Here is a 20,282-nt window from a genome sequence, read left to right on the forward strand (position 1 = left end):
GGACACTGAAGCCCGTTCGACGCCCAGAATCAGGCCTGTACCTTCCCGATTTTGCCGGGACCACCGCGCTAGACGCAGTGAAGGGGGCCTTCACGTACTCAGGCGAGCGCCGCGCGTGCCTCCCCCAGTGCGAAGCCGAGCAGGTTCAGCCCACGCCAGTACTCGGCGTTTTCCACCTGCGGATGGTCGGCGGCGAGCCCGATCCCCCAGATCGCGTCCAGCGGGCTGGCTTCGACCAAGACGCGCTTGGCCGTACCGAGCAAGAACGCACGAAGCTCCGGGTTCTGCCCGAATTTGGCGATCGACGCGTCGATAACGATTCGCAGGCGTTCGCTTTCCCACCCCGCCTCGTCGAATCCGCGCACCTCACGCCCCAGCGCCTTCGCTTCGCGTGGATGCCGGGCCTTCAGAATTCGTGCCGCGCTCTCGACGTCGCCGAAGAGGACGGCCTTGCGCCACATCATGTAGTGCTCGGCCGTCGGGAATGTTTCACCGTCGGCGGTGAACCGGGCGGGCCACCACTGGCTGAAGCACTCCGGGTCGATCGTGCCGTCACGCCGGGGCTGATGGCCCCAGAAGAAGAGGAACTTGACGCGGCGCCCCGCTCGCTGGAGCCGGACGACATCGGCGACCGAACGCGGGTTCGTGGACATGCCGGAAAGCATGCTCGCCGTCGATCCGGCGCGCACGCGATTTACCGGTTGGCGGCCTCAGGCCAGCCAGGCGATGGCGCCGCCGATCGCCAGCAGCGCGCCGATGCCCAGGATCACGGCCAGGAACTTGACGCTCTTCCAGGTCGCGTAGACCCCGCCGATCAGGAAGCCGCCGAGCGCGAACAACAGCACGGCGATGGTCGAGTTACTCACGTCGGCCACCCTGCCACACGGCCGCCCACGCCCAGCCCCCGGGTACCACCGCGTTTCGTCCTCTAGATGCGGTAGTTGCCCACGCAAGGACCGCATTCAGAGGACGAAGGTCAACCGTGTCGTGGTTGTGGATGGGCCTGTTCGCCAAGGTGGCGAGCAGAGCGAAGGCGTAACTCGCGTGCTCGAACCCGGGACTCGCGTGCCCAGAAACGGGACTCGCGTGCCCGGAGCCCGCACTCGGGTGTTACGCCTCCAAGCACACGAGATCCGGCTCCAAACACACGAGACCCGTCTCTGAGCACGCGAGTGCGGCGCCACGCCACCCAGGCCCTCACCCCGCCCGAACGCGCCACGTTCGCCTTACCCCTTAATAGTGGGCGAAACGCGTTCTAGAGGACACCCTTCGTGGACGGGATTCCGCCCGCTCGCGGGTCCGGCTCGGTGGCGGCACGCAGAGCGCGCGCCACGGCCTTGTACTCGGCTTCGGCGATGTGGTGCGGGTCGCGGCCGTGCAGGACACGCACGTGCAACGCGATCTGGGCGTGGAACGACAGCGAGTCGAACACGTGCCGCGTCAGCACGAACGGGTAGTTCCCGCCGATGGTGAAGCTGTTGAACTGCTCCGGCTCACCGAGGTGCACGCAGTACGGGCGCCCGGAGACGTCGATCGCGGCGTGCGCGAGGGTTTCGTCCATCGGGATCCAGGCGTCGCCGAAGCGGCGGATGCCGCTCTTGTCGCCCAGTGCCTGCCGCAGCGCCTGGCCGAGCACGATCGCGGTGTCCTCGACGGTGTGGTGCGCGTCGATGTGCACGTCACCGGTCGCCTGCACCTTCAGGTCGAGCGAGCCGTGCACCCCGAACGCGGTGAGCATGTGGTCGTAGAACGGGACACCGGTGTCGATCTCCACCTGCCCCGTGCCGTCCAGGTCGAGCTGGACCGAAATGGACGATTCCTTGGTGGTGCGGTCCACCTTGCCGACGCGACTCATCGCGGCACCTCCTTGCTGGCCTCGAGAAAGGCGTCGTTCTCTTCCGGCGTCCCGATGGTCACCCGCAGATGCCCTTCGATGCCGACGTCCCTGATCAGCACGCCGTTGTCCAAATAGGACTTCCAAGTCACGGGCGCGTCCGCGAAGCGTCCGAAGAGGACGAAGTTCGCGTCGCTCGGGACCGGCGTGAATCCCAAGCCCAGCAACGATTCCACCACGCGGTCGCGTTCGGCCGCGAGTTTGGCGACCGAGGCGAGGGTGGCGTCCGCGTGCCGCAGCGCCGCCCGAGCCGCGGCCTGCGTGAGCTTCGAGAGGTGATACGGCAGGCGCACCAACTGCAAGGCGTCGACGATCGCGGGCGCGGCCGCGAGATAACCGAGCCGTCCGCCCGCGAAGGCGAACGCCTTGCTCATCGTCCGCGACACGATCAGCTTCGCCGGGTACTCCTCGATCAGCTCGACGGCGCTCGGCTGCGACGAGAACTCCGCGTACGCCTCGTCGACCACGACGATGCCCGGTGCCGCTTCGAGCAGCCCGCGCAGCTCTCCGAACGGGATCGACCCGCCCGTGGGATTGTTCGGACTGGTCACGAAGAGGATGTCCGGACGACGTTCGCGCACCAGCGCGGCCGCCTTCTCGGTGTCGAGGGTGAAATCGTCGCGGCGCGGCACCGGGAGCCAGTCGGTGCGGGTGCCCGCCGAGATGATCGGGTGCATCGAGTACGACGGCTCGAAGCCCAGCGCCGACCGGCCGGGGCCGCCGAAGGCCTGCAGGATCTGCTGCAGGATCTCGTTGGAACCGTTGGCGGCCCACACGTTCGACTCCGAGAGCAGCACGCGCGTGGAGACGGCGAGGTAATCCGCCAGGTCCTGCCGCAGCGCGACGGCGTCGCGATCGGGGTAGCGGTGCAGTGAAGCGGCCTCGGCGCGGACGGCCTCGGCGACGTCTTCCACCAGCGCGTCCGGCGGCGGGTACGGGTTTTCGTTGGTGTTGAGCCGGATCGGCACGTCCAGCTGCGGCGCGCCGTACGGGGTCTTGCCCCGCAGGTCCTCCCGCAACGGGAGCGAGTCGAGCGTGATCTCCTCGCCGACGGTCATGCCTGCTCCCCCTCGAACCGCGCCGTGATCGCCTCGCCGTGCGCGGGCAGGTCCTCGGCGTTGGCCAGCGCGACGACGCGGCCGGCGATCTCGCGCAGCGCGTCCTGGCTGTAGTCGACGACGTGCACGCCCTTGAGGAAGCTCTGCACCGAAAGCCCGGACGAGTGCCGCGCGAACCCACCGGTGGGCAGGACGTGGTTCGACCCGGCGCAGTAGTCACCGAGCGAGACCGGCGCGTACGCCCCGACGAAGATCGCGCCCGCGTTGCGCACGCGGGCGGCGACCTGCCGGGCGTTCGCGGTCTGGATCTCCAGGTGCTCGGCCGCGTAGGCGTCCACGACGCGGATGCCCTCGTCCATAGTGGACACCAGGATGATGCCGGACTGCTTGCCGTTCAACGCCTCCGTCACCCGCTCGGCGTGCTTGGTCGCGGCGACGCGCCCGGTCAGTTCCTTGTCGACCGCGTCCGCGAGTTCCTCGGACGTGGTGACCAGCACGCTCGCGGCGAGCGGGTCGTGTTCGGCCTGGCTGATCAGGTCGGCGGCGACGTGCACCGGATCGGCGGTCTCGTCGGCCAGGATCGCGATCTCGGTCGGCCCCGCCTCGGAGTCGATGCCGATGATCCCGCGCAGCAGCCGCTTGGCCGCGGTGAGGTAGATGTTGCCGGGCCCAGTGACGATGTCGACCGGCTCCAGCGTCGTGCCGTCGGTGTCGGTACCGCCGTAGGCCAGCAGCGCGACGGCCTGCGCCCCGCCGACGGCCCACACCTCGTCGACACCCAGCAGCTCCGCGGCCGCGAGGATCGTGGGGTGCGGGAGACCGCCGAACGCGGCCTGCGGCGGCGAGCACAGCACGAGGGTGCCGACCCCGGCGATCTGCGCCGGGACGACGTTCATCACCACGGTCGAGGGGTACACCGCGAGCCCGCCCGGCGCGTACAGCCCGACACGCTCGACCGGGATCCAGCGCTCGGTGACGGTGCCGCCGTCGACGACCTCCGTCGTGACGTCCCGACGGCGCTGATCGCCGTGGACCTTCCTGGCGCGGACGATGGACTCCTCCAGCGCCTCGCGGACGGCCGGATCCAGGTTTTCCAGTGCGCGGGTGAGCTCCCCGGCGGCCACCCGGACACCGCCGGGGCGGACCTTGTCGAACTTCTCCGTGTAGTCGAGCACCGCCTCGACGCCGCGGTCGCGGACGGCCTCGACCACCGGCCGGACGTGATGCAGCGCCGCGTCCACGTCGTACTCGGCACGCGGGAGCGTGCTCCTGAGCTCGGCAACGGACGGGAGGAGTCCACGCAGGTCGGTACGGTTCAACATGGGTCAAGGGTACGAGGTGGCCGGATCGCCCCGAGCAGGCACACTGGGGTGGTGACCAGTGATCCCACGATGAGGGAGATCGCCGTGCCGCGGATCGCGTTGTGCCAGCTCACCGCGGCCGAGGATCCCGAATCGAACCTGAAGCTGATTCGCGAAGGCGTGGCGGCCGCGAAGGCCGACGGCGCTCGGATCGTGGTCTTCCCCGAAGCGACGATGGCGCGCTTCGGCGTCCCGTTGAAACCACTGGCCGAGCCGCTGGACGGACCGTGGGCGTCCACTGTGGCAGCCATCGCCGGAGAGCACGGTGTGGTGCTCGTGGCGGGCATGTTCACGCCATCGCTTGACGGGCGCGTGAGCAACACGCTGCTCGTCACCGGCGGCGGACATCACTTCGGCTACGAGAAGATCCACCTCTACGACGCGTTCGGGTTCGCCGAGTCCGACACGGTCGCGCCGGGGACGGCGCCGGTCACGTTCGCCGTCGACGGGGTCACGTTCGGCGTCGCGACCTGCTACGACATCCGCTTCCCCGAGCTGTTCCGGAAGCTGGCCGACGACGGGGCCGACATCGTCCTCGTGCCGACGTCCTGGGGCGCGGGCGAAGGCAAACGCGAGCAGTGGGAAGTACTGGTGCGCGCCCGCGCGCTCGACTCCGGCTGCTGGGTCCTCGGCTGCGGGCAGGCCGATCCGGCCGCGAGCGGGACCCGGGTGAACCCGAAGGCGCCGACCGGGATCGGCTACTCGACGGTGTCCGACGGTTTCGGGCGCGTCCATGCGCAACTGGGGGCCGGACCGGAGATGGTGGTCGTCGACATCGATCCGGCGGTCAGCGGGAAGGCGAGGGCGGCGACAGGGGCGCTGGCGAACCGTCGCCTTTAGCGTCGACTGATCGCTCGAAGAAGGTTTCGAGCACCACGATCGTCTGTGTGCCGGTGACGCCTTCGATGGCGTACAGCCGGCGCAGTGACGCCTGCAGTTCCTCGGTGGTCGGCGTGCGCACCTTCACCAGCACCGAAGCCGGACCCGCGATGACGTGCGCCTCCACCACCTCCGGCAGCGCCTCCAGCGCGGCCTTGGTCGGCGAATCGCCCATCCACGAGTTGGCCTCGACCAGCACGAACGCCATCACCCCTCGGCCGACCGCGGCCGGGTCGACGTCGACGGTGGTGCGCCGGATGACGCCCTGCTCCCGCAGTTTGCGGACCCGTTCGTGCGCGGCGCCCGCGGACAATCCGACCGTCTTCCCGAGCGTGGCGTACGCCTGAGTCGCGTCCCGCTGCAGTTCGGTCAACAGCATGCGATCTACGTCATCCATGTGTTGACCATATCAAGTTCGGCGGTTCATGATAATCACAGTATTTCATTCGAACACTGGGGTCTTCATGGACATGGTCAAGGCACACTTCGAGGTTCTCGACGAGCGGTTCGCCCGCGTCAACGGAGACGAGTGGATGCGACGTCTGCACACGGGCTGCCGGTGGGCCGAGGGGCCCGCCTACTTCCCCGCCGGCCGGTACCTGGTCTTCAGCGACGTCCCGAACGACCGTGTGCTGCGCTGGGACGAGACGACGGGCGCGGTCGGCGTGTTCCGCGAACCGGCCGGGTTCCACAATGGGCACACGGTCGACCGGCAGGGCAGGCTCGTCAGCTGCGAACAGGGCAACCGCCGGGTGACGCGCACCGAGCACGACGGCACCACGACCGTGCTCGCGGAGACGTATCAGGGCAAGAAGTTCAACAGTCCCAACGATGTCGTCGTGGCCTCGGACGGCGCGATCTGGTTCACCGACCCCAGTTACGGGATCGACAGCGACTACGAAGGTCATCAGGCCGAAAGCGAGATCGGCGCCTGCCACGTCTACCGTGCCGACCCGGCGGACGGCTCGGTGCGCATCGTCGCGGACGACTTCTCGCGGCCGAACGGGCTCGCGTTCTCGTTGGACGAATCGCGGCTCTACATCGTGGATACGCGACAGAAACCCAGTCACATCAGGGTTTTCTCAGTGGACAAGGGACGGCTTTCCGGCGGCGGAATCTTCGCGACCTGCGACGCCGGTGGCTTCGACGGCGTTCGCGTGGACGCCACCGGGCGGGTGTGGGCCGCCGCGCACGACGGTCTGCACTGCTTCGCGCCCGACGGCACGCGCATCGGGAAGCTGCTCGTCCCCGAGGTGTGCTCGAACCTGACCTTCGGCGGGCCGCGACGGAACGACCTGTTCATCACCGCGTCCGGTTCGGTCTACACGCTGCGGGTGAACTTCTCCGGGCCGCGATTTTAGCGCAGCAGGCCTTCCCGGATCGCCACTCGCACGAACCCGGCCCGCCGCCGTTCCCCGGTCTTGTCCCGGATCCGGTCGAGATAGGACCGCACCGTCCGCACGCTGATGTTCAGGATCTCCGCCACGTCGACATCCCGTTCACCGGCCGCGACCAGCCGCAGGACCTGCTTCTCCCGTTCGGACAGCACGATCTTCGGACCGGCGTGCCGGTCTTCGCTGTCCTGGATGATCATTCCGGCCAGCGTCGGCGACACGTACGCGTTGTCGTCGGCGATGGTACGGATGGCGCGCAGGAGTTCGTCGCCGTCGACGTCCTTGGAGAGGAAGCCCTTCGCCCCGGCCTGCATGGCGCCCAGCACTTCGGGCTGTTCGGCGTGCGCGGACACCACGAGCACCTTGTGCCCCATCTGGCCCACTTCGAGGACCGCCGCGGCGTCCTGGACACCGCGCAGCTTCAGGTCGAGGACGACGACGCTGCCCGGAGGCTGTTGCTGGACGGCGAACCGCGCGACCGAGTCGGCGACGGCGCCCAGCGCGATGTCGGGCGCTTCGGTGAGGACACGTGCGACGGCGTCCCGGTACAGCGGATGGTCTTCGATCACCCCGACGTTGATCGGTGTGGTGCGTTTCGGCTGCTGCTCGTCTGCGTTCACCGGCGTCCTTCGAATCCGCCCGCGTCGTCGCGGGGCGCGATCGGCCGCGACGGGCCGGGCACCTCCGACGGAGACGCGAGCCCGAGCTGGATGGCCTTGCGGACCAGACCGGCCCGCCTTCTTTCTCCGAGTTTGTCACGGATCCGGTCCAGATAACCCCGGACCGTCCGGACTCCGATACCCAGGATGCGGGCGATGTCGACGTCGCGTTCGCCCGCGGCGACCAGCCGCAGCACCTGCTTCTCCCGCGCGGAGAGCGCGACGTCCGGGGCCGGCACGGGCCGGTCGGCGTTGTCCTTGATGATCATTCCGGCCACCACCGCGGAAACGTAGGCACGGCCCTGCGCGACCGTCCTGATCGCGATCAGCAGTTCGTCGACGTCGACGTCCTTGGACAGGAATCCCTTGGCACCGGCGGCGATCGCGCCGAGCACCTGTTCGGCTTCCGCCTGCGCGGACACCACGAGCACGTGATGCCCCAGTTCGCACACCTGCAGCACGGCGGCCGCCCCGGCGATCCCCGGCAGGCCGAGGTCGAGCAGCACCACGCTGCCGGGCGGCTGCGGGTGCACGTGGAACTTGGCGACCGAATCGACCACCGCGCCGAGTTCGATCCCGTCGGCCTCGGTGAGGACCCGGACCACGGCATGCCGGTACAACGGATGGTCTTCGATCACCGCGACGTCGACCCGGTCGGTCTCCGGCCTGTCTTCAGTCATCTGCACGTTCCCGCTCACCCCGTCCCACCTGCCGAGGACACCGTGCGGCCCGCCCGCGCCGGATCCAGCGCGGGTCCTCGCGGCACCAGTGCCAGCAATCCATTCGGAACCGGTTGCCGTTCGGCTTGGCCGTAACCGAGCGAAGCGAGTGCCTCGGTACTCGCCACCGGGTACTTCGACCCTGTGTCGGTCACGACGTACACCGTGCCGGAACCGGATTCCGTCACCACCGCACCTCCCGACGGAGGCACGAAAACCTCATCGGCGACCAACGCGTCCGTACGCGCCGTCACCGGGATCGCCTTCGCACCTTGCGGCAACGGGACCTGTGCGGAGATAACGATTCGAGAACCCTGCGCGCATAAGGTCACGGACTGTCCGGTAACGGGCGCTTTTCGCGGGATCCGGTCCGGATACTCCGCGGGATCGGCCCCGCCCGCCCTCGCCGTGCCGACCTTCGGCACCGGGGCGACGTCGGCCGCGCGGACCTCGACGGGCGCCGGGACGCCGGTGTAGGCGCCGGCGTTCTGCGGGGTGTTGATCAGCAGGCTCGCCGCGGTCTGGCCGATCGGTTCGAGGCCGTCGGCGTGGACGAGGTAGTACGAAGTCGCGTCGCCCGGCGACGCCATCGCGTCGATCACGCCGAGCACCGAGCCGACCTTCGTCGCGGTGTCGCCGACCCGGGGGCCGGTCCGCCCGGCGTCCTCGACCGCGCGGTAGGCCAGATCGCGGCCGGCGGCGACGGTGCCGATCCACCGGGAGGACACCGCGATCGCCGGATAGGTGTCGAACTGCAGCGTCGCGGCGGCTTCCGGGGTGAGCTTGTAGCGCCGCCCCGCCGTCACGAGATAGCGCTCGCCCTCGGGGACGCGGACCACGACGGCCTGATCCCTCGGAAGGTCGATTCCGGCGGCGGGCGCGCCGAGGAGCACCGTCGTCGCCGGTTCGGCCGACGCGGGCGCGTCCTGCGTCGTGCGCGAGCAGCTCGTCCACGGTGTGTTCACCAGCGCGCCGGTCGCGGGCAGCGAGTCGGGGGCGCCGGGGATGCCGACCTGCGCACCGCGCGGCGCCTTCGCGAGTTTTTCCGAAGGGACGGTGACGGTGGCCTCGCCGTTGCCGCCCGCCATCAGCCGCGCGGAGGCGTAATTGAGCACCGGATGCAGCGCGCCGTCCTGGCCGAGGATGTACCGCGCGCCGGTTTCCTCCTCGACGATCACCTTGCCGCCCGCCAGCCAGTCCTTACCGCCGGAGGGGTTCAGCAGGCCGATCACGCCGAACACGGCGGTGACCAGGAGGGCGACGCCGAGGCCGCACAACGTCCCGATGACCAGCCTGCGGCTCGGGGCGACGGGATGGTTGGCGTCCGCCGAGACCAATGCCGAAACCAGTCTCCTGCGAAGGAATTGGTAGGCCTGGATCTGGTCCCGCTGCGTCCACACGCTCCCGTCCCCCGCCGTTCGTACCCGCCCCGATCGAGGGTGTTCACGTTAGGTTCCGACCGCGATTCGCGGTGAGGGTAATTTTTACGCCCTCCCGCGCGCGAGCGGGCACTACCGTCGGGGCTCGTGCACGGAGGAGGGGAATTCGTTGTCGGTTGAAGCCCCGGCCCGCCCGGCCCAGGAACAGGCGCCCGCTCGCGGCACCGCGGGCACGGCGCCGCTGCCCTGGCTGCTCCCGATCCGTCCGTTGCAGGCGGCGCTCTGGGAGATCGCCGGGATCGCCGTCCTGCTGGCCTGCACCGTCGACGGGATCCCGCAGTCCGCACGGATCAGCATCACTGTCGCGGCCGGAATCCTCGTGCTGACGACGTCGGTCCGCTTCGCCGGACGCCACGCCGCGGGCTGGCTGTTCACCTGGGCCGGTTACCGGCTGAAGCGTCGTGAAAAGAGCGAGATCCCCGATCCGCTGCACCGGCTCGCCGGACCTGTCCGGGTGCGCCAGCATGTCGACCGCGCGGGCAACCGGTTCGGCGTCGCCGAGGTCGGCGACGGCTGGACTGCCATCGTGCGGCTCACCCCCGGCGTGGTGTCACCCGGACCGGACACCCTGGTCGGCATCCTGCGCGAGGCCTATGCGAGCACCGGGATCCCGTTGTCCAGCGCGCAACTGCTGACCTGGACCGTCCCCAATGGACAGTCGGTGCTCCGGGTCCGCTGGCTCGCCGTCCGGTACCGGCCCGAGAACGCACCGATCGCGGCGCTCGCGCGCGGCGGCGGCGAACTCGGCGCGCTGCGGAGCACCGCCTGCGCGGCGCTGGCGCTGATGGGCTCGTTGGCGGAGGCCGGATTCGAGAGCACCGTGCTCGAAGCCGGCGAGGTGGCGCGGGAACTGCGCGTGGCGCTCGGCAGCGGTCAGGACGCGCCGGTGCACGGCTGGCGGTCCTGGGACTGGGGCGGCGCTTCGCAGGTCTGCTACCGGCCGAGGTCGGAGCGGGATCTCGCGCGCACACTGGATCTTCACGTACCGGGCTCGGCCTTCACCGCGACTTCCTACACGCTGCACCGTTCTCCCGGCGGGCGTGAGAAGTCCGAGGTGACCATCCGGGTCGGCGGACGGCCGGGAGCGGAGCCGGTGCGGCCGGGCGGGGTCGCGGTGACCCCGCTGCACGGACGGCACGCGGCGGCGGTCCGGCGGACCCTGCCGCTGGCGCTGGAGGACTGAGGGGACGGTTCGCGGAGGGCTCCTTTCCTCTCTGAGGGTAGGGAAGGAGCCCTCCACGGACGTAAAACCACCGCGTTTCGTCCTCTGAATGCGGTAGTTGCGCGTCGCAAGTACCGCATTCAGAGGACGAAACGCGGGACGTGGGCGGTCAGCCGCGCACGGCCTCGTAGACCCCGGCGATCATGCCGACGAACGGGATCAGCGAGAGCAGCACCAGGAACTCGATGATGTCGAGAGTCCTTGCCCAGTAAGGAGAACGGCGGCCTTTCGCGACACGCGTCGCGTAGGTGAGGCAGACGCCCGCCGCGACGACGACGGCGCAGCCCGCGCCGAACACGAAGGAACGCGGCCCGCCCGCGGCGAGCCAGAGACCGGCGGTCGCCAAGGCCGCCGCGCCGAAACCGATGAGCACGACCCGCTGCGAACGACCGGCGAACGCGCGCGAGCGCAACATCAGCGCCAGTCCCAGCAGCGCGCACAAGCCCGCTTCCCAAGCCCCGCCGGAAGAGGACAGCACCACCGAAGCCGAGACCACGACGAGCCCGAGCGCGACGAGCAGCCCGGTCAGCAACGCCTGCGCGTAAGTCGTCCCGCCGACCATGTCCTCGCCGAGCGAGGGGTTCTCGTCGGCGCGGAACGCGTCCATGTCGTCAGGCACCCGGGGCAACGGCAGCCTGCCGAGCCGCAGCGCCAGCATCGGCGCCACCGCGGCCAGCGCCGTCGCCACGACGGCGACCACCGCGGCCGCCGAAACCGGGCGGACGTCGGCCAGCAGGGTGATGGCGGTGGTGATCGCGCCGAGCCCGGCGGAAACCGTCACCGCGACGAACCACGGCAGCCGGTCCGCCACCGAAACGGCCGCGATCACGCCGTACACGGTCACGACGGCGAGTCCGGCGGCCAGTGGCCCGGCAGACAGCGAGAACAGCGGATGCGGCGGCAGGATCGACATCCCGGCCAGCAGCGCGGCACCGACCCCGGCGAGCGCGCCGGCGGCACCGGCTTCCGCGTCACCGTACGCGCGGCTCAGCGCGCCACCGCCGAGCACGAGGACCAGCGCGAGCAGCCCGGTCCCGATCGGCGCCAGCACACTGCCGGACGCGGCCGCCTGCACCAGCAGGCCACCGGCGAGCAGCAGCACCACCGACGCGACGATGCCCGCCTTGCGCGCCACCGCCGGACCCCAGCGGCCGGGACCCGACTCGGCGACGCTGGCGATCGAGTCGACGACGTCGTCGAACAGCAGCGGACCCCGCGGGCGTTCCCGCGGGGTCAGATGCAGCACTTCGCCGTCACGCACCTGTGCCGCGGCGACCGTGAGCCCGAGTGCCAGCGGGGCGCCGCCGAGCCGCGACAGCACCCAGCCCGGATGCTCGGCCGACGCCTGCCCGGACGCACCCGCGAGCCGGACGAGCTGCGGGACCAGCTCGGCGAACGTGCTCTGCTGCGGCAGCGCCACGTCGACACGCGCCCTCGGTGTCACCACCGTGACGCGCCGGGTGGAGCCCGCGATCGCGGCCGTCATGCTTCGATCGACTTGGCGGACTCGATGACGGGCGCGAATTTGGCGCTGCTGGCCTCGGCCAGTTTCTGCAGCCCGCTGTTGACCGCCTCCAGCACGATCTCCGAAAGGTTGCGCGCGTCGTACTGCCGCAACGCGCGTGGGTCGATGTCGATCGAGGTGAACCGGCCGTCACCACGCAGCACGACGGTGACCTCGTTCTGCCGCGAGTGCGCCTTGACCTCCATCGCCTCGACCGACCGCTGGATGCGCTGCACCTCTTCGGTCTGCCTGCGGACCTGGTCCAGCAACTCGTCCATGTCCGGCATGGCGTAGGGGTCGGTGGTCACGAGTCTTCTCCTTCATCCACGGGGAAATCCCGCCGTACGTGGACACTGCCCACGAACCGGCGGAAGTCGTCGCCGAGCCGGCGTGCCGTCTCGGGTGTTGCGGTGCAGACGATCTGGAGGATCAACCGTTCGGCCGGGCGCGCGCCGGGCACGGTGAGCTGAACCTGGGTCTGCACGAGGTCCTGTCCCTCACCGGTGCGGATGCGCAGCACCTGCGTCACACCGGGGGCGGCCGGGGTACCGATAACCTTGCGCCGCACCACTTCGAGCGCGGCCATGGACCGGCCGAGGCGTTCGACGGCCTCGTCGGCGATGTCGGTGATCTGCGCCGGATCCGGCCGTTGCCCGACGCTCAGGGTTATGTTCGGGGTGAACTCTCCGTCGGATCCGGAGTGCACGGCCACGAAGACCGCGCCGTCGGCGCCGACCGACGCGGGCTCGACCGGCACCCAGCCTTCGGGGATGTCGAAGCCCAGTGGGAGGGAAACCCGGTCCTGCGTGGTCATCCCGCTCACCACGTGCCCACGTAGGTGATCGCGTCGTCCCACGCCTCGCCGACGGCGTCCGCCGCCTGGCCCGCGGCGCCGCTCACCGCGTCGACGGCCGCGCCGCCGTACTCGCCGACGGTGTCCGCGATCTTCGGCAGGTCGATGTCGATCTTCGCGCCGAGCCCGGCGCCGAGGCCGAGCGCGACACCAGCCTTGAAGTTGACCTTGAGGTGCCCGGCGTCGTAGACGGCCTGGCCGTCGAGCTGCGCCCCGAGTCCATATTGGAGGGTGCCGCTTCCCCCGATCCCGATACCGGCCACGTCCCCCGCGAGCTCGCCTTCGACCTTGCCGCCGACGAACGCGTTGGCGTGCAAGCCGACACCGTGCGCTCCCGCCTGGAGCGAACCGTTCACCTCACCACCGACGAACGCGGTCCCCTTGGCACTCCCCGAAGCGACACCCCAGTGCTTCTTTTCTTCGAGTTCTTCCTTGAACGCCGCCAGTTCGGCGTGCCCGGACGCCTTGACGTCCCAGCCCTGCGAAGAGACCTTGGCGTCCCAGCCCGGAGAAAGGCCGTCCTGTTCCTGCTTCCACTTGAGATAGGTGATCTCGGTGCTGTTCCAGGCTTTGTCGCGCAGGCCTTCCGGCTTCGGCCTGCCGAACGGGGTGTCGGCGGCACGCGGGGCGCGTGTGCCTTCGAGGCCATCCCAGGTGAGCTTCTTCCAGCCGGAATTGCCGAACCAGGACGGATGCGAACGCGGCCGTTTGCGCCCGTCGAGGGTTTCGCCGTTGAGCCAGTACAGCGGGCCGCGGCCCCATTTGCCGAGTTCGTGCTCGATCCGGCCGACGCCTTCCGGCGGGAACAGCCGCGCGAGTTCGTCGCTCAGTTCGTCGGCGATCTCCTGCGCCGCCTGCGCGGCGCGTTCACCGAGCTGCCGGGCGGCGGAAATGAACGCGTCGACCGCGCCCGCGTTCGCCGTCCGCGCCTGGCTGGTGAGCTGGGCGGCGTACTGGTCGAACTGCGCGAGGATCGAGTCCACACAGGACCGGGCGCCCTGCAGCGCCCGCGCACCCGCGCGGAGCCTGCTCGACTGGTCGCTCAGTTTGGCGCCGAGTTCGGCGAGTTCTTGGCTCAGTTTCGCCGCCGAAGTGGCGAAGGCGAGGTAGGCGTCTCCCTCCCAGGACGCGTTCAGCGCCTTGGCCGCCTTGCCGATCTCGTCCGCCCGGCCTGAAACCGTCGAGGCCCGCTCACCGCAACGCTGCGCCGACGCGTTCAGCGCCGACGGATCACCGGTGACCCGCTGCTGGTACTCGACCACGAGCCGCCGGTAATTCGACAGGATCGAACCGACGACACCCGACGCGTCGACCACACCGCTCCCCCACACGGCTACCTGCCCTTCGCCGGTGAGTCAGCTCCCGCATCGATGTCGATGTGCTGCTCGAAGTGCTTGCCGCCGTAATTCATGTCGATGTCGATATCGATGTCCTGCCCGCCCGGCGCCTGCACCGTGGAGCGACCGGTGCTCAGATCGGTGGTGATGGTGACCTGGTTGCCGTTGCCCGCGCCCGGCAGCGATCCGCCGGTGGAACCGGAACCCGCGCCGCCGCCGGAGGGTCTGTCCACCGGAATCCAGGCGTCCGCGCCACCCGGCCAGTTGCCCTGGGAGCCGTTGCCGCCCAAGGCGGGCGGCCGGTACTGGGTGAACGGCGGCGTCTCCCCCGGCGTCGAACCACCGCCCGAACCACCACCGGAAGCGCCGCCCGCGCCGCCACCGGTGCCGCCGATCGCGGCCTGCCCCGCACCGCTGGCGACCGAACCCGGCGCCTGCGGGCTGGTGACCGGCGTACCGGAGACGGCCGCGTTGCCCGCGGAAGGATTGCCGGAGTCGTTGTGTCCGAACAGTTTCTGGACTTCGCCGATGATGGTGGCGATCTGGGTGATCTGGTTCGCGAGGTCGACGACGCCGAGCGCCTTCAGCAGCGCGCCGATCGCGGTGATGAACGCGCGCAGCGAGGCACTGGTGGCGGTGGAAAGCGCGACGGCCGCACCATAGGTCCACGGATTCGACATCAGGCCCGCGACCGTCGGGTTCACCGCCGAGACCACCGCTTTGTAGGCCGCCTGGGCGGTCTTGATCAGCGTCCCGGCGACGCCGAGCAGTTCGGCGCCCTTCTGCACGACCTGGATGATCTTGTTGAGCGAGTTCAGGGAGTCGGTGATCTTCTTCAGCGCCGAGTCGGACGCGCCACCGGACCAGACCTTGCCCAGCTGTTCGGCGGCCTTCGTCACCTCGTTGTACATGGTGAGGAACTCGTTGGCCTTCTTGAGCACCTCGAGCACGTGCTTCGCGATCTGCTCCGGCTGCCCGGTGAGGATCTGCGGCAGGATGGTGATCGGCCCGCCCGAGGACGCCGTGGCGTCCATCGCGCTGGAATTCGGGTAAGTCAGCATGGAACCTCGCTCCTCAGGCCGGAAGTTCAGACGGACGCCGGGCGGTACACGCTGACCTTCGCCAGGCCGTTGATGTCCGCTTCGACGATTCCGTGGTTGTAGAGCAGCCCGCCTTCTCCGGCGATGGCGATGATCGGCTTGCTGTCGGAGAACAGGAGCGGTTCGACCACGACGACGTCACCGCTGTGCACCCCACCGGGAACGTCGCCGAAGTTGCGCGCCGTACCCGCGTACACCTCGATGACCCCGACTCGCGCCTGGTTGTCGGCGTCGCCGGCCAGCCAGTCGTTGAAGTCCGACACACCCTGGAACCGCGCGTCGGTGATCGGGTGGTCACCGAGCTGCCCGAGCCGCGCGTCCCCCAGGTAGCGCAGGACGTTGCCGACCGACGACGGCTCCCCGTTCGCGCCGGCGCTGTCGTTGATGGCCAGCGTCGCGAGTTCGGAAGCGTGCGAATTCCCCCAGATCGACGACCCCGACCCGGCCCCGCCCGCCGGACGGCCGCCGTACCCACCCGCGACCGCCTCGTCGGCGGCCTGGTAGGCGTCGGCGCTGCTCTTGATGAAGCCGTTGATCTGCTGCAGCAGTTGCAGGAGGGTGCGGACGGCGACCACCTGCTGGCTCTGCATGGCCGCGTTGGCCGCCGCCACCGCGCTGCCGAACGTGGCGAACGACGTCGGCTGCAGTACGGTGCGCTCGAGGTCGGCGACGACGTTGATGCCCTGCATGATGATGCCGCCCAGGTTCCCGACCGCCGAGCGCATGGCCTCGGGCTCCGCCCGGTACTCGCCCGTGCCGACCATGGTTCTCCTTCTCTCGTTCCCCCACGTCTGCGCCTGTGCCAGCAGCGTAAGTTCGTCACCAGACGCGAGCGGACGGCAAAAGTACCCACCGCGAGGGCGGCACGAGTGGCCAGAATGATCGGCAGGATTACCCACAAGCGGCCAGAAAGACCCTGATGAGCACCACTCGCGACCGCCTGCCGGCCCTGGGCGAGCAGCCCGGTGAAATCGTCCTGCAGTCCCCGCCGATGCTGCCGAAAGGCGCTGGCGGCGGAGCCATGCAGCTGCTGATGTTCATGCCGATGATGCTCGGCATGGGTGCCATGTCGTTCGTCTACATCGGACGCGACGGCGGCGTGATGACCTACATCTTCGGCGCGTTGTTCCTCACCGCGATGGCGGGCATGGTCGTGATGTCGCTCGGTCGCGGCGGCGCGGCGAAGAAGGCGCAGATCAACGAGGAACGCCGGGACTACCAACGGTATCTGACCGGTCTGCGCGGCCAGGTCCGCGACATCGCGGACAACCAGCGCGCGGCCATGACGGCGTTGCAGCCGGATCCGGCCGATCTGTGGGCGTACATCGAAACCGGCAGGCTGTGGGATCGCCGCCGATCCGACTCGCAGTTCGGGCAGGTGCGTATCGGGACGGGGCCGCAGCGGCTCGCGACGCCGTTGAAGGCGCCGCAGACCGTGCCGCTCGAAGACCTCGACCCGGTGTGTTCGACGAACCTCAAGCACTTCATCCGCACTTACTCGACGGTCGACGGACTCCCGGTCGCGGTCTCGCTGCGGTCGTTCGCGCGGGTCATGCTCTCCGGCCGCCGCCCGGACACGCTCGGGACCGCGCGGGCGCTGCTGACCCAGCTCGCGACCTTCCACTCACCCGGCGACCTGCGGATCGCGCTGTGCGTCAAGGACGACCGGTTGCACGACTGGGAATGGGCGAAGTGGCTGCCGCACGTCGCCTCCACCGCCGCCGACGCCGCCGGTCCGCGGCGGCTCGTCGACGCCGACTCCGGCAAGCTCGCCGACCTGCTCGGCCCCGACCTCGGTGACCGGCCCGCGTTCACCCGGCGGCCGGAATCCCGGCTGGACCTGCCGCAGGTCGTCGTGATCGTGGACGGCGGGCACACCCTCGGGGACTCCCGGCTCGTCGCCGAGGAGGGCAGGCTCGGTGTCACGGTGGTGGAGATCGGCACGGAGCAGCCGCGCTCGGCGTCGTCCGAACGGATACTCAGCCTGCACACGAGCCCGGAACAACTCGGGATGGTCGTCGGTGACGGCACCGAGCAGCGGCTCGGTTTCCTCGGCACACCGGACACCTTGGACCGCGGGGCCGCCGAAGCGCTCGCCCGGATGCTCACCCCGCTGTTCCAAGGGGCGGCGGTGGTCAGCGAAGCGCCGATGTCGGCGACTTTCGGGCTGGCCGGGCTCCTCGGCATCGGCGACCCGCGTGACACCGACACCGCGGTCACCTGGGCACCGCGTTCGGCCCGTGACCGGTTGCGGATCCCGCTCGGTGTCAACCCCGAAGGCAGGCCCGTCGACCTGGACCTCAAGGAGTCGGCGGAAGGCGGGATGGGCCCGCACGGGCTGGTCATCGGCGCGACCGGATCCGGGAAGAGCGAACTGCTGCGGACACTGGTCACCGCGCTCGCCGTCACGCATTCCTCGGAGAAGCTCAACCTCGCGCTCATCGACTTCAAGGGCGGTGCGACGTTCGCGGGGATGACCGGACTGCCCCACACCTGCGCCGTCATCACCAACCTGTCCGACGATCTCGCGCTGGTCGACCGCATGGCGGACGCGCTGAACGGCGAACTGCTGCGGCGTCAGGAGCTCCTGCACGCGGCGGGGAACTACGCGTCGGTGCGGGATTACGAAAAGGCCAGGGAATCCGGCGTCAACCTGCGGCCGCTGCCGTCGTTGCTGGTGATCATCGACGAATTCAGCGAACTGCTGTCCTCGCGGCCGGAATTCATCGATCTCTTCGTCGCGATCGGGCGGCTGGGGCGGAGTCTCGGGATCCATCTGCTGCTGGCGTCGCAGCGACTGGAGGAGGGACGGCTGCGCGGACTGGATTCCCACCTGTCGTACCGCATCGGCCTGCGGACGTTCTCCGCGTCGGAAAGCCGCGCGGTGCTCGGTGTCGCGGACGCCTACCAGCTTCCGCCCGTGCCGGGTTCGGCGTATCTGAAGTCCGACAACGACACTCTCATCCGGCTCAAGGCCGCGTACGTGTCGGGTGAGCTTCCGCCGCGCAGCAAGATCGTACGCAAGGACGGGCAGACCCTGGGCTTGATGCCGTTCACGCTGGCGCCGGTGGAGATCCCGGTGACCGTCGAGGCGGAAGAACCGGTGGAAAAAGGCACCGGCGAAACGATCATCGGGGCGATGCTCTCGCGTCTCGAAGGCAAAGGCCCGGAAGCGCATCAGATCTGGCTTCCGCCGCTGGCCGAGCCACCCACGCTGGACCAGTTGCTGCCGCCGCTCGGCGAGGATCCCGCACGCGGTCTGTGTCCGCTGGGCTGGGGCGGCAACGGCAAGCTGATGATCCCGGTCGCCTTGGTGGACAAGCCGTTCGAACAGCGGCGCGACATGCTGTGGGCCGATTTCTCCGGTGCCGCCGGGCACGCGCTGATCGTCGGGGCGCCGCAGAGCGGCAAGAGCACCCTGATGCGTGACATCGCCGCGATGCTCGCGCTCACCCATACTCCGGAAGAAGTCCAGCTGTTCGTCCTGGACATGGGCGGTGGCGCGCTGGCACCGATCGCCGGGCTGCCGCACGTGTCCGGCTACGCGACGCGGCGCGACCCCCAGCGCTGCCGCCGGGTCGTCGCGGAACTGACGACCTTGCTCGAACAGCGTGAGGAGTTCTTCTCCGCCAACGGGATCGAGTCGATCACCGCGTTCCGCCAGCGGCGCTCGGAATTCCGCGAAAGCACCGAAGGCAGGGAATTCGGCGACGTTTTCCTGTTCGTGGACAACTGGACCACGATCCGGCAGGAATACGAACAGCTGGAGGAGCAGATCACCAGCCTGGCGTCACGAGGGCTCGGTTTCGGGATCCACGTCGTCGTCTCGATCAACCAGTGGATGGGCATGCGGGCGCCGCTGCGTGACGCCATCGGCACCAAGTTCGAACTGCGGCTCGGCGAACCCGCGGATTCGCTGATCGACCGCAAGATCGCGCAGAACGTCCCGGCGGACAAGCCGGGCCGCGGGCTGACGGCGGACAGACTGCACTTTCTCGCGGCGCTCCCGCGGATCGATTCGGATCAGCGACCGGAGACCGTCGGCGCAGGCGGGCTGGACCTGAACCGGCGGATTTCCGCTGCCTGGAAAGGACAGCCCGCGCCGTCCGTGCGGCTGCTTCCGCCCGAGATCCCGCTCGACTCGCTGGAGGCGGGGCCACGCAAACAGGTCACCCTCGGCATCGCGGAATCGAATCTGCGGCCGGTGTACCTCGATTTCGCGACGGAACCGCACTTCGTGGCGTTCGGCGACGTGGAATCCGGCAAGAGTTCGCTCCTGCGCGCGATCGCGCACGGCATCACCGCGAAGTATTCGCCGGAGGAGGCGGCGATCGTGGTCGCCGACTACCGGCGAGGGATGCTCGGCGCGGTGGCGGAATCGCACCTGCTGGGCTACGCGGGTTCCGAGACCGCGTTGACCGGGTTGATCGACCAGTGCCAGCAGGCCATGCGGAACCGGCTTCCCGGCGCGGACGTCACGCCGGAGCAGTTGCGGAACCGATCGTGGTGGCGGGGACCGGAGCTGTTCGTCCTCGTCGACGACTACGAAATGGTCGCGACCGTGGGCCGGAACCCGCTGCAGCCGCTGCTGGAGTTCCTGCCGCAGGCACGCGACATCGGGCTTCACCTCGTCGTCGCGCGCGGCAGCGGCGGCGCCGGACGTTCGCTGTTCGAGCCTGTGCTGCAACGGATCCGCGAGCTGGGATCGCCGGGGATCGTGATGTCCGGGTCGCGTGAGGAAGGCGCGCTGCTCGGGGACGTGAAGCCGGAACCGCAGCCCGCCGGGCGCGGGGTGCTGGTCTCACGGCGGCACGGGACGGGGCTGGTCCAGGTGGCTTGGACGAAGCCGGTGGAGGATTGAGT

At 69.6% G+C, this 20,282-nt stretch carries 19 protein-coding genes; 4 read left to right on the forward strand and 15 right to left on the reverse strand.

The features are described from left to right. Positions 1–98 precede the first annotated feature (98 nt). The 5 genes from ACZ54P_RS18765 to hisD form a co-directional block, all read right to left on the reverse strand. Complete coding sequence (locus ACZ54P_RS18765; protein ID WP_465462808.1) at positions 99–653, reverse strand: NADAR family protein; 555 nt, start codon at positions 651–653, stop codon at positions 99–101. Positions 654–710: 57 nt separating this feature from the next. Beyond that, positions 711–866: a hypothetical protein gene (locus ACZ54P_RS18770; protein WP_167386337.1), complete on the reverse strand. Its 156-nt coding sequence runs from the start codon at positions 864–866 to the stop codon at positions 711–713. Positions 867–1,255: 389 nt separating this feature from the next. Next, positions 1,256–1,855, reverse strand: a complete 600-nt coding sequence (hisB, locus tag ACZ54P_RS18775; RefSeq protein WP_007029930.1) for an imidazoleglycerol-phosphate dehydratase HisB — start codon at positions 1,853–1,855, stop codon at positions 1,256–1,258. Further along, entirely contained in the window at positions 1,852–2,952 is a 1,101-nt protein-coding gene (locus ACZ54P_RS18780) for a histidinol-phosphate transaminase (RefSeq protein ID WP_465462809.1), read from the reverse strand. Before ACZ54P_RS18780 ends, hisB begins: the two co-directional genes overlap by 4 nt. After that, on the reverse strand, positions 2,949–4,274 hold the full coding sequence (hisD, locus tag ACZ54P_RS18785) for a histidinol dehydrogenase (RefSeq protein ID WP_465462810.1): 1,326 nt from the start codon (positions 4,272–4,274) through the stop codon (positions 2,949–2,951). Before hisD ends, ACZ54P_RS18780 begins: the two co-directional genes overlap by 4 nt. An 84-nt stretch (positions 4,275–4,358) precedes the next feature. On the opposite strand from hisD, the gene ACZ54P_RS18790 reads away from it, so the two are divergent. Beyond that, positions 4,359–5,153, forward strand: coding sequence for a carbon-nitrogen hydrolase family protein (locus ACZ54P_RS18790; protein WP_465462906.1), 795 nt, complete (start codon positions 4,359–4,361; stop codon positions 5,151–5,153). Here ACZ54P_RS18790 and ACZ54P_RS18795 read toward each other — a convergent pair. Further along, on the reverse strand, positions 5,101–5,589 hold the full coding sequence (locus tag ACZ54P_RS18795; protein ID WP_465462811.1) for an Lrp/AsnC family transcriptional regulator: 489 nt from the start codon (positions 5,587–5,589) through the stop codon (positions 5,101–5,103). The two genes, ACZ54P_RS18790 and ACZ54P_RS18795, sit on opposite strands and share 53 nt — an antisense overlap. 67 nt (positions 5,590–5,656) lie before the next feature. On the opposite strand from ACZ54P_RS18795, the gene ACZ54P_RS18800 reads away from it, so the two are divergent. Beyond that, entirely contained in the window at positions 5,657–6,553 is an 897-nt protein-coding gene (locus ACZ54P_RS18800) for an SMP-30/gluconolactonase/LRE family protein (protein ID WP_465462812.1), read from the forward strand. On the opposite strand, the gene ACZ54P_RS18805 is transcribed toward ACZ54P_RS18800, so the two are convergent. Genes ACZ54P_RS18805 through eccB form a run of 3 tightly spaced genes read right to left on the reverse strand, consistent with a single transcriptional unit; the run spans position 6,550 to position 9,364 of the window. Continuing rightward, positions 6,550–7,206 carry a response regulator gene (locus tag ACZ54P_RS18805; RefSeq protein ID WP_465462813.1) on the reverse strand — a complete coding sequence of 219 codons (657 nt, stop codon included), beginning with the start codon at positions 7,204–7,206 and terminating at the stop codon, positions 6,550–6,552. The two genes, ACZ54P_RS18800 and ACZ54P_RS18805, sit on opposite strands and share 4 nt — an antisense overlap. Further along, positions 7,203–7,925 carry a response regulator transcription factor gene (locus ACZ54P_RS18810; RefSeq protein WP_465462814.1) on the reverse strand — a complete coding sequence of 241 codons (723 nt, stop codon included), beginning with the start codon at positions 7,923–7,925 and terminating at the stop codon, positions 7,203–7,205. The genes ACZ54P_RS18805 and ACZ54P_RS18810 overlap by 4 nt, the downstream gene beginning before the upstream one ends. Positions 7,926–7,939: 14 nt before the next feature. Then, complete coding sequence (eccB, locus tag ACZ54P_RS18815) at positions 7,940–9,364, reverse strand: type VII secretion protein EccB (protein ID WP_465462815.1); 1,425 nt, start codon at positions 9,362–9,364, stop codon at positions 7,940–7,942. Between the two features lie 148 nt (positions 9,365–9,512). Between eccB and ACZ54P_RS18820 the strand changes: the two genes are divergently transcribed. Further along, a complete protein-coding gene (locus ACZ54P_RS18820) occupies positions 9,513–10,586 on the forward strand; it encodes a type VII secretion protein EccE (RefSeq protein ID WP_465462816.1) in 1,074 nt (357 codons plus the stop codon). A 148-nt stretch (positions 10,587–10,734) separates the two neighbouring features. Here the strand turns inward: ACZ54P_RS18820 and eccD are convergent, their stop codons facing one another. Genes eccD through ACZ54P_RS18850 form a run of 6 tightly spaced genes read right to left on the reverse strand, consistent with a single transcriptional unit; the run spans position 10,735 to position 16,183 of the window. Beyond that, positions 10,735–12,111, reverse strand: coding sequence for a type VII secretion integral membrane protein EccD (gene eccD, locus ACZ54P_RS18825; protein WP_465462817.1), 1,377 nt, complete (start codon positions 12,109–12,111; stop codon positions 10,735–10,737). Further along, positions 12,108–12,437, reverse strand: a complete 330-nt coding sequence (locus ACZ54P_RS18830; protein ID WP_465462818.1) for a YbaB/EbfC family nucleoid-associated protein — start codon at positions 12,435–12,437, stop codon at positions 12,108–12,110. The genes eccD and ACZ54P_RS18830 overlap by 4 nt, the downstream gene beginning before the upstream one ends. Beyond that, positions 12,434–12,943 carry a hypothetical protein gene (locus ACZ54P_RS18835; protein WP_465462819.1) on the reverse strand — a complete coding sequence of 170 codons (510 nt, stop codon included), beginning with the start codon at positions 12,941–12,943 and terminating at the stop codon, positions 12,434–12,436. Before ACZ54P_RS18835 ends, ACZ54P_RS18830 begins: the two co-directional genes overlap by 4 nt. Positions 12,944–12,948: 5 nt before the next feature. Next, entirely contained in the window at positions 12,949–14,298 is a 1,350-nt protein-coding gene (locus ACZ54P_RS18840; protein ID WP_465462820.1) for a WXG100 family type VII secretion target, read from the reverse strand. A 17-nt stretch (positions 14,299–14,315) separates the two neighbouring features. Then, positions 14,316–15,380 carry a hypothetical protein gene (locus ACZ54P_RS18845; protein WP_465462821.1) on the reverse strand — a complete coding sequence of 355 codons (1,065 nt, stop codon included), beginning with the start codon at positions 15,378–15,380 and terminating at the stop codon, positions 14,316–14,318. A gap of 26 nt (positions 15,381–15,406) precedes the next feature. Further along, complete coding sequence (locus ACZ54P_RS18850) at positions 15,407–16,183, reverse strand: WXG100 family type VII secretion target (RefSeq protein ID WP_061983182.1); 777 nt, start codon at positions 16,181–16,183, stop codon at positions 15,407–15,409. Positions 16,184–16,338: 155 nt separating this feature from the next. Between ACZ54P_RS18850 and eccCa the strand changes: the two genes are divergently transcribed. Beyond that, positions 16,339–20,280: a type VII secretion protein EccCa gene (gene eccCa, locus ACZ54P_RS18855; protein WP_465462822.1), complete on the forward strand. Its 3,942-nt coding sequence runs from the start codon at positions 16,339–16,341 to the stop codon at positions 20,278–20,280. Positions 20,281–20,282: the final 2 nt, after the last annotated feature.

Source organism: Amycolatopsis sp. NPDC034160 (genome assembly GCF_055575355.1).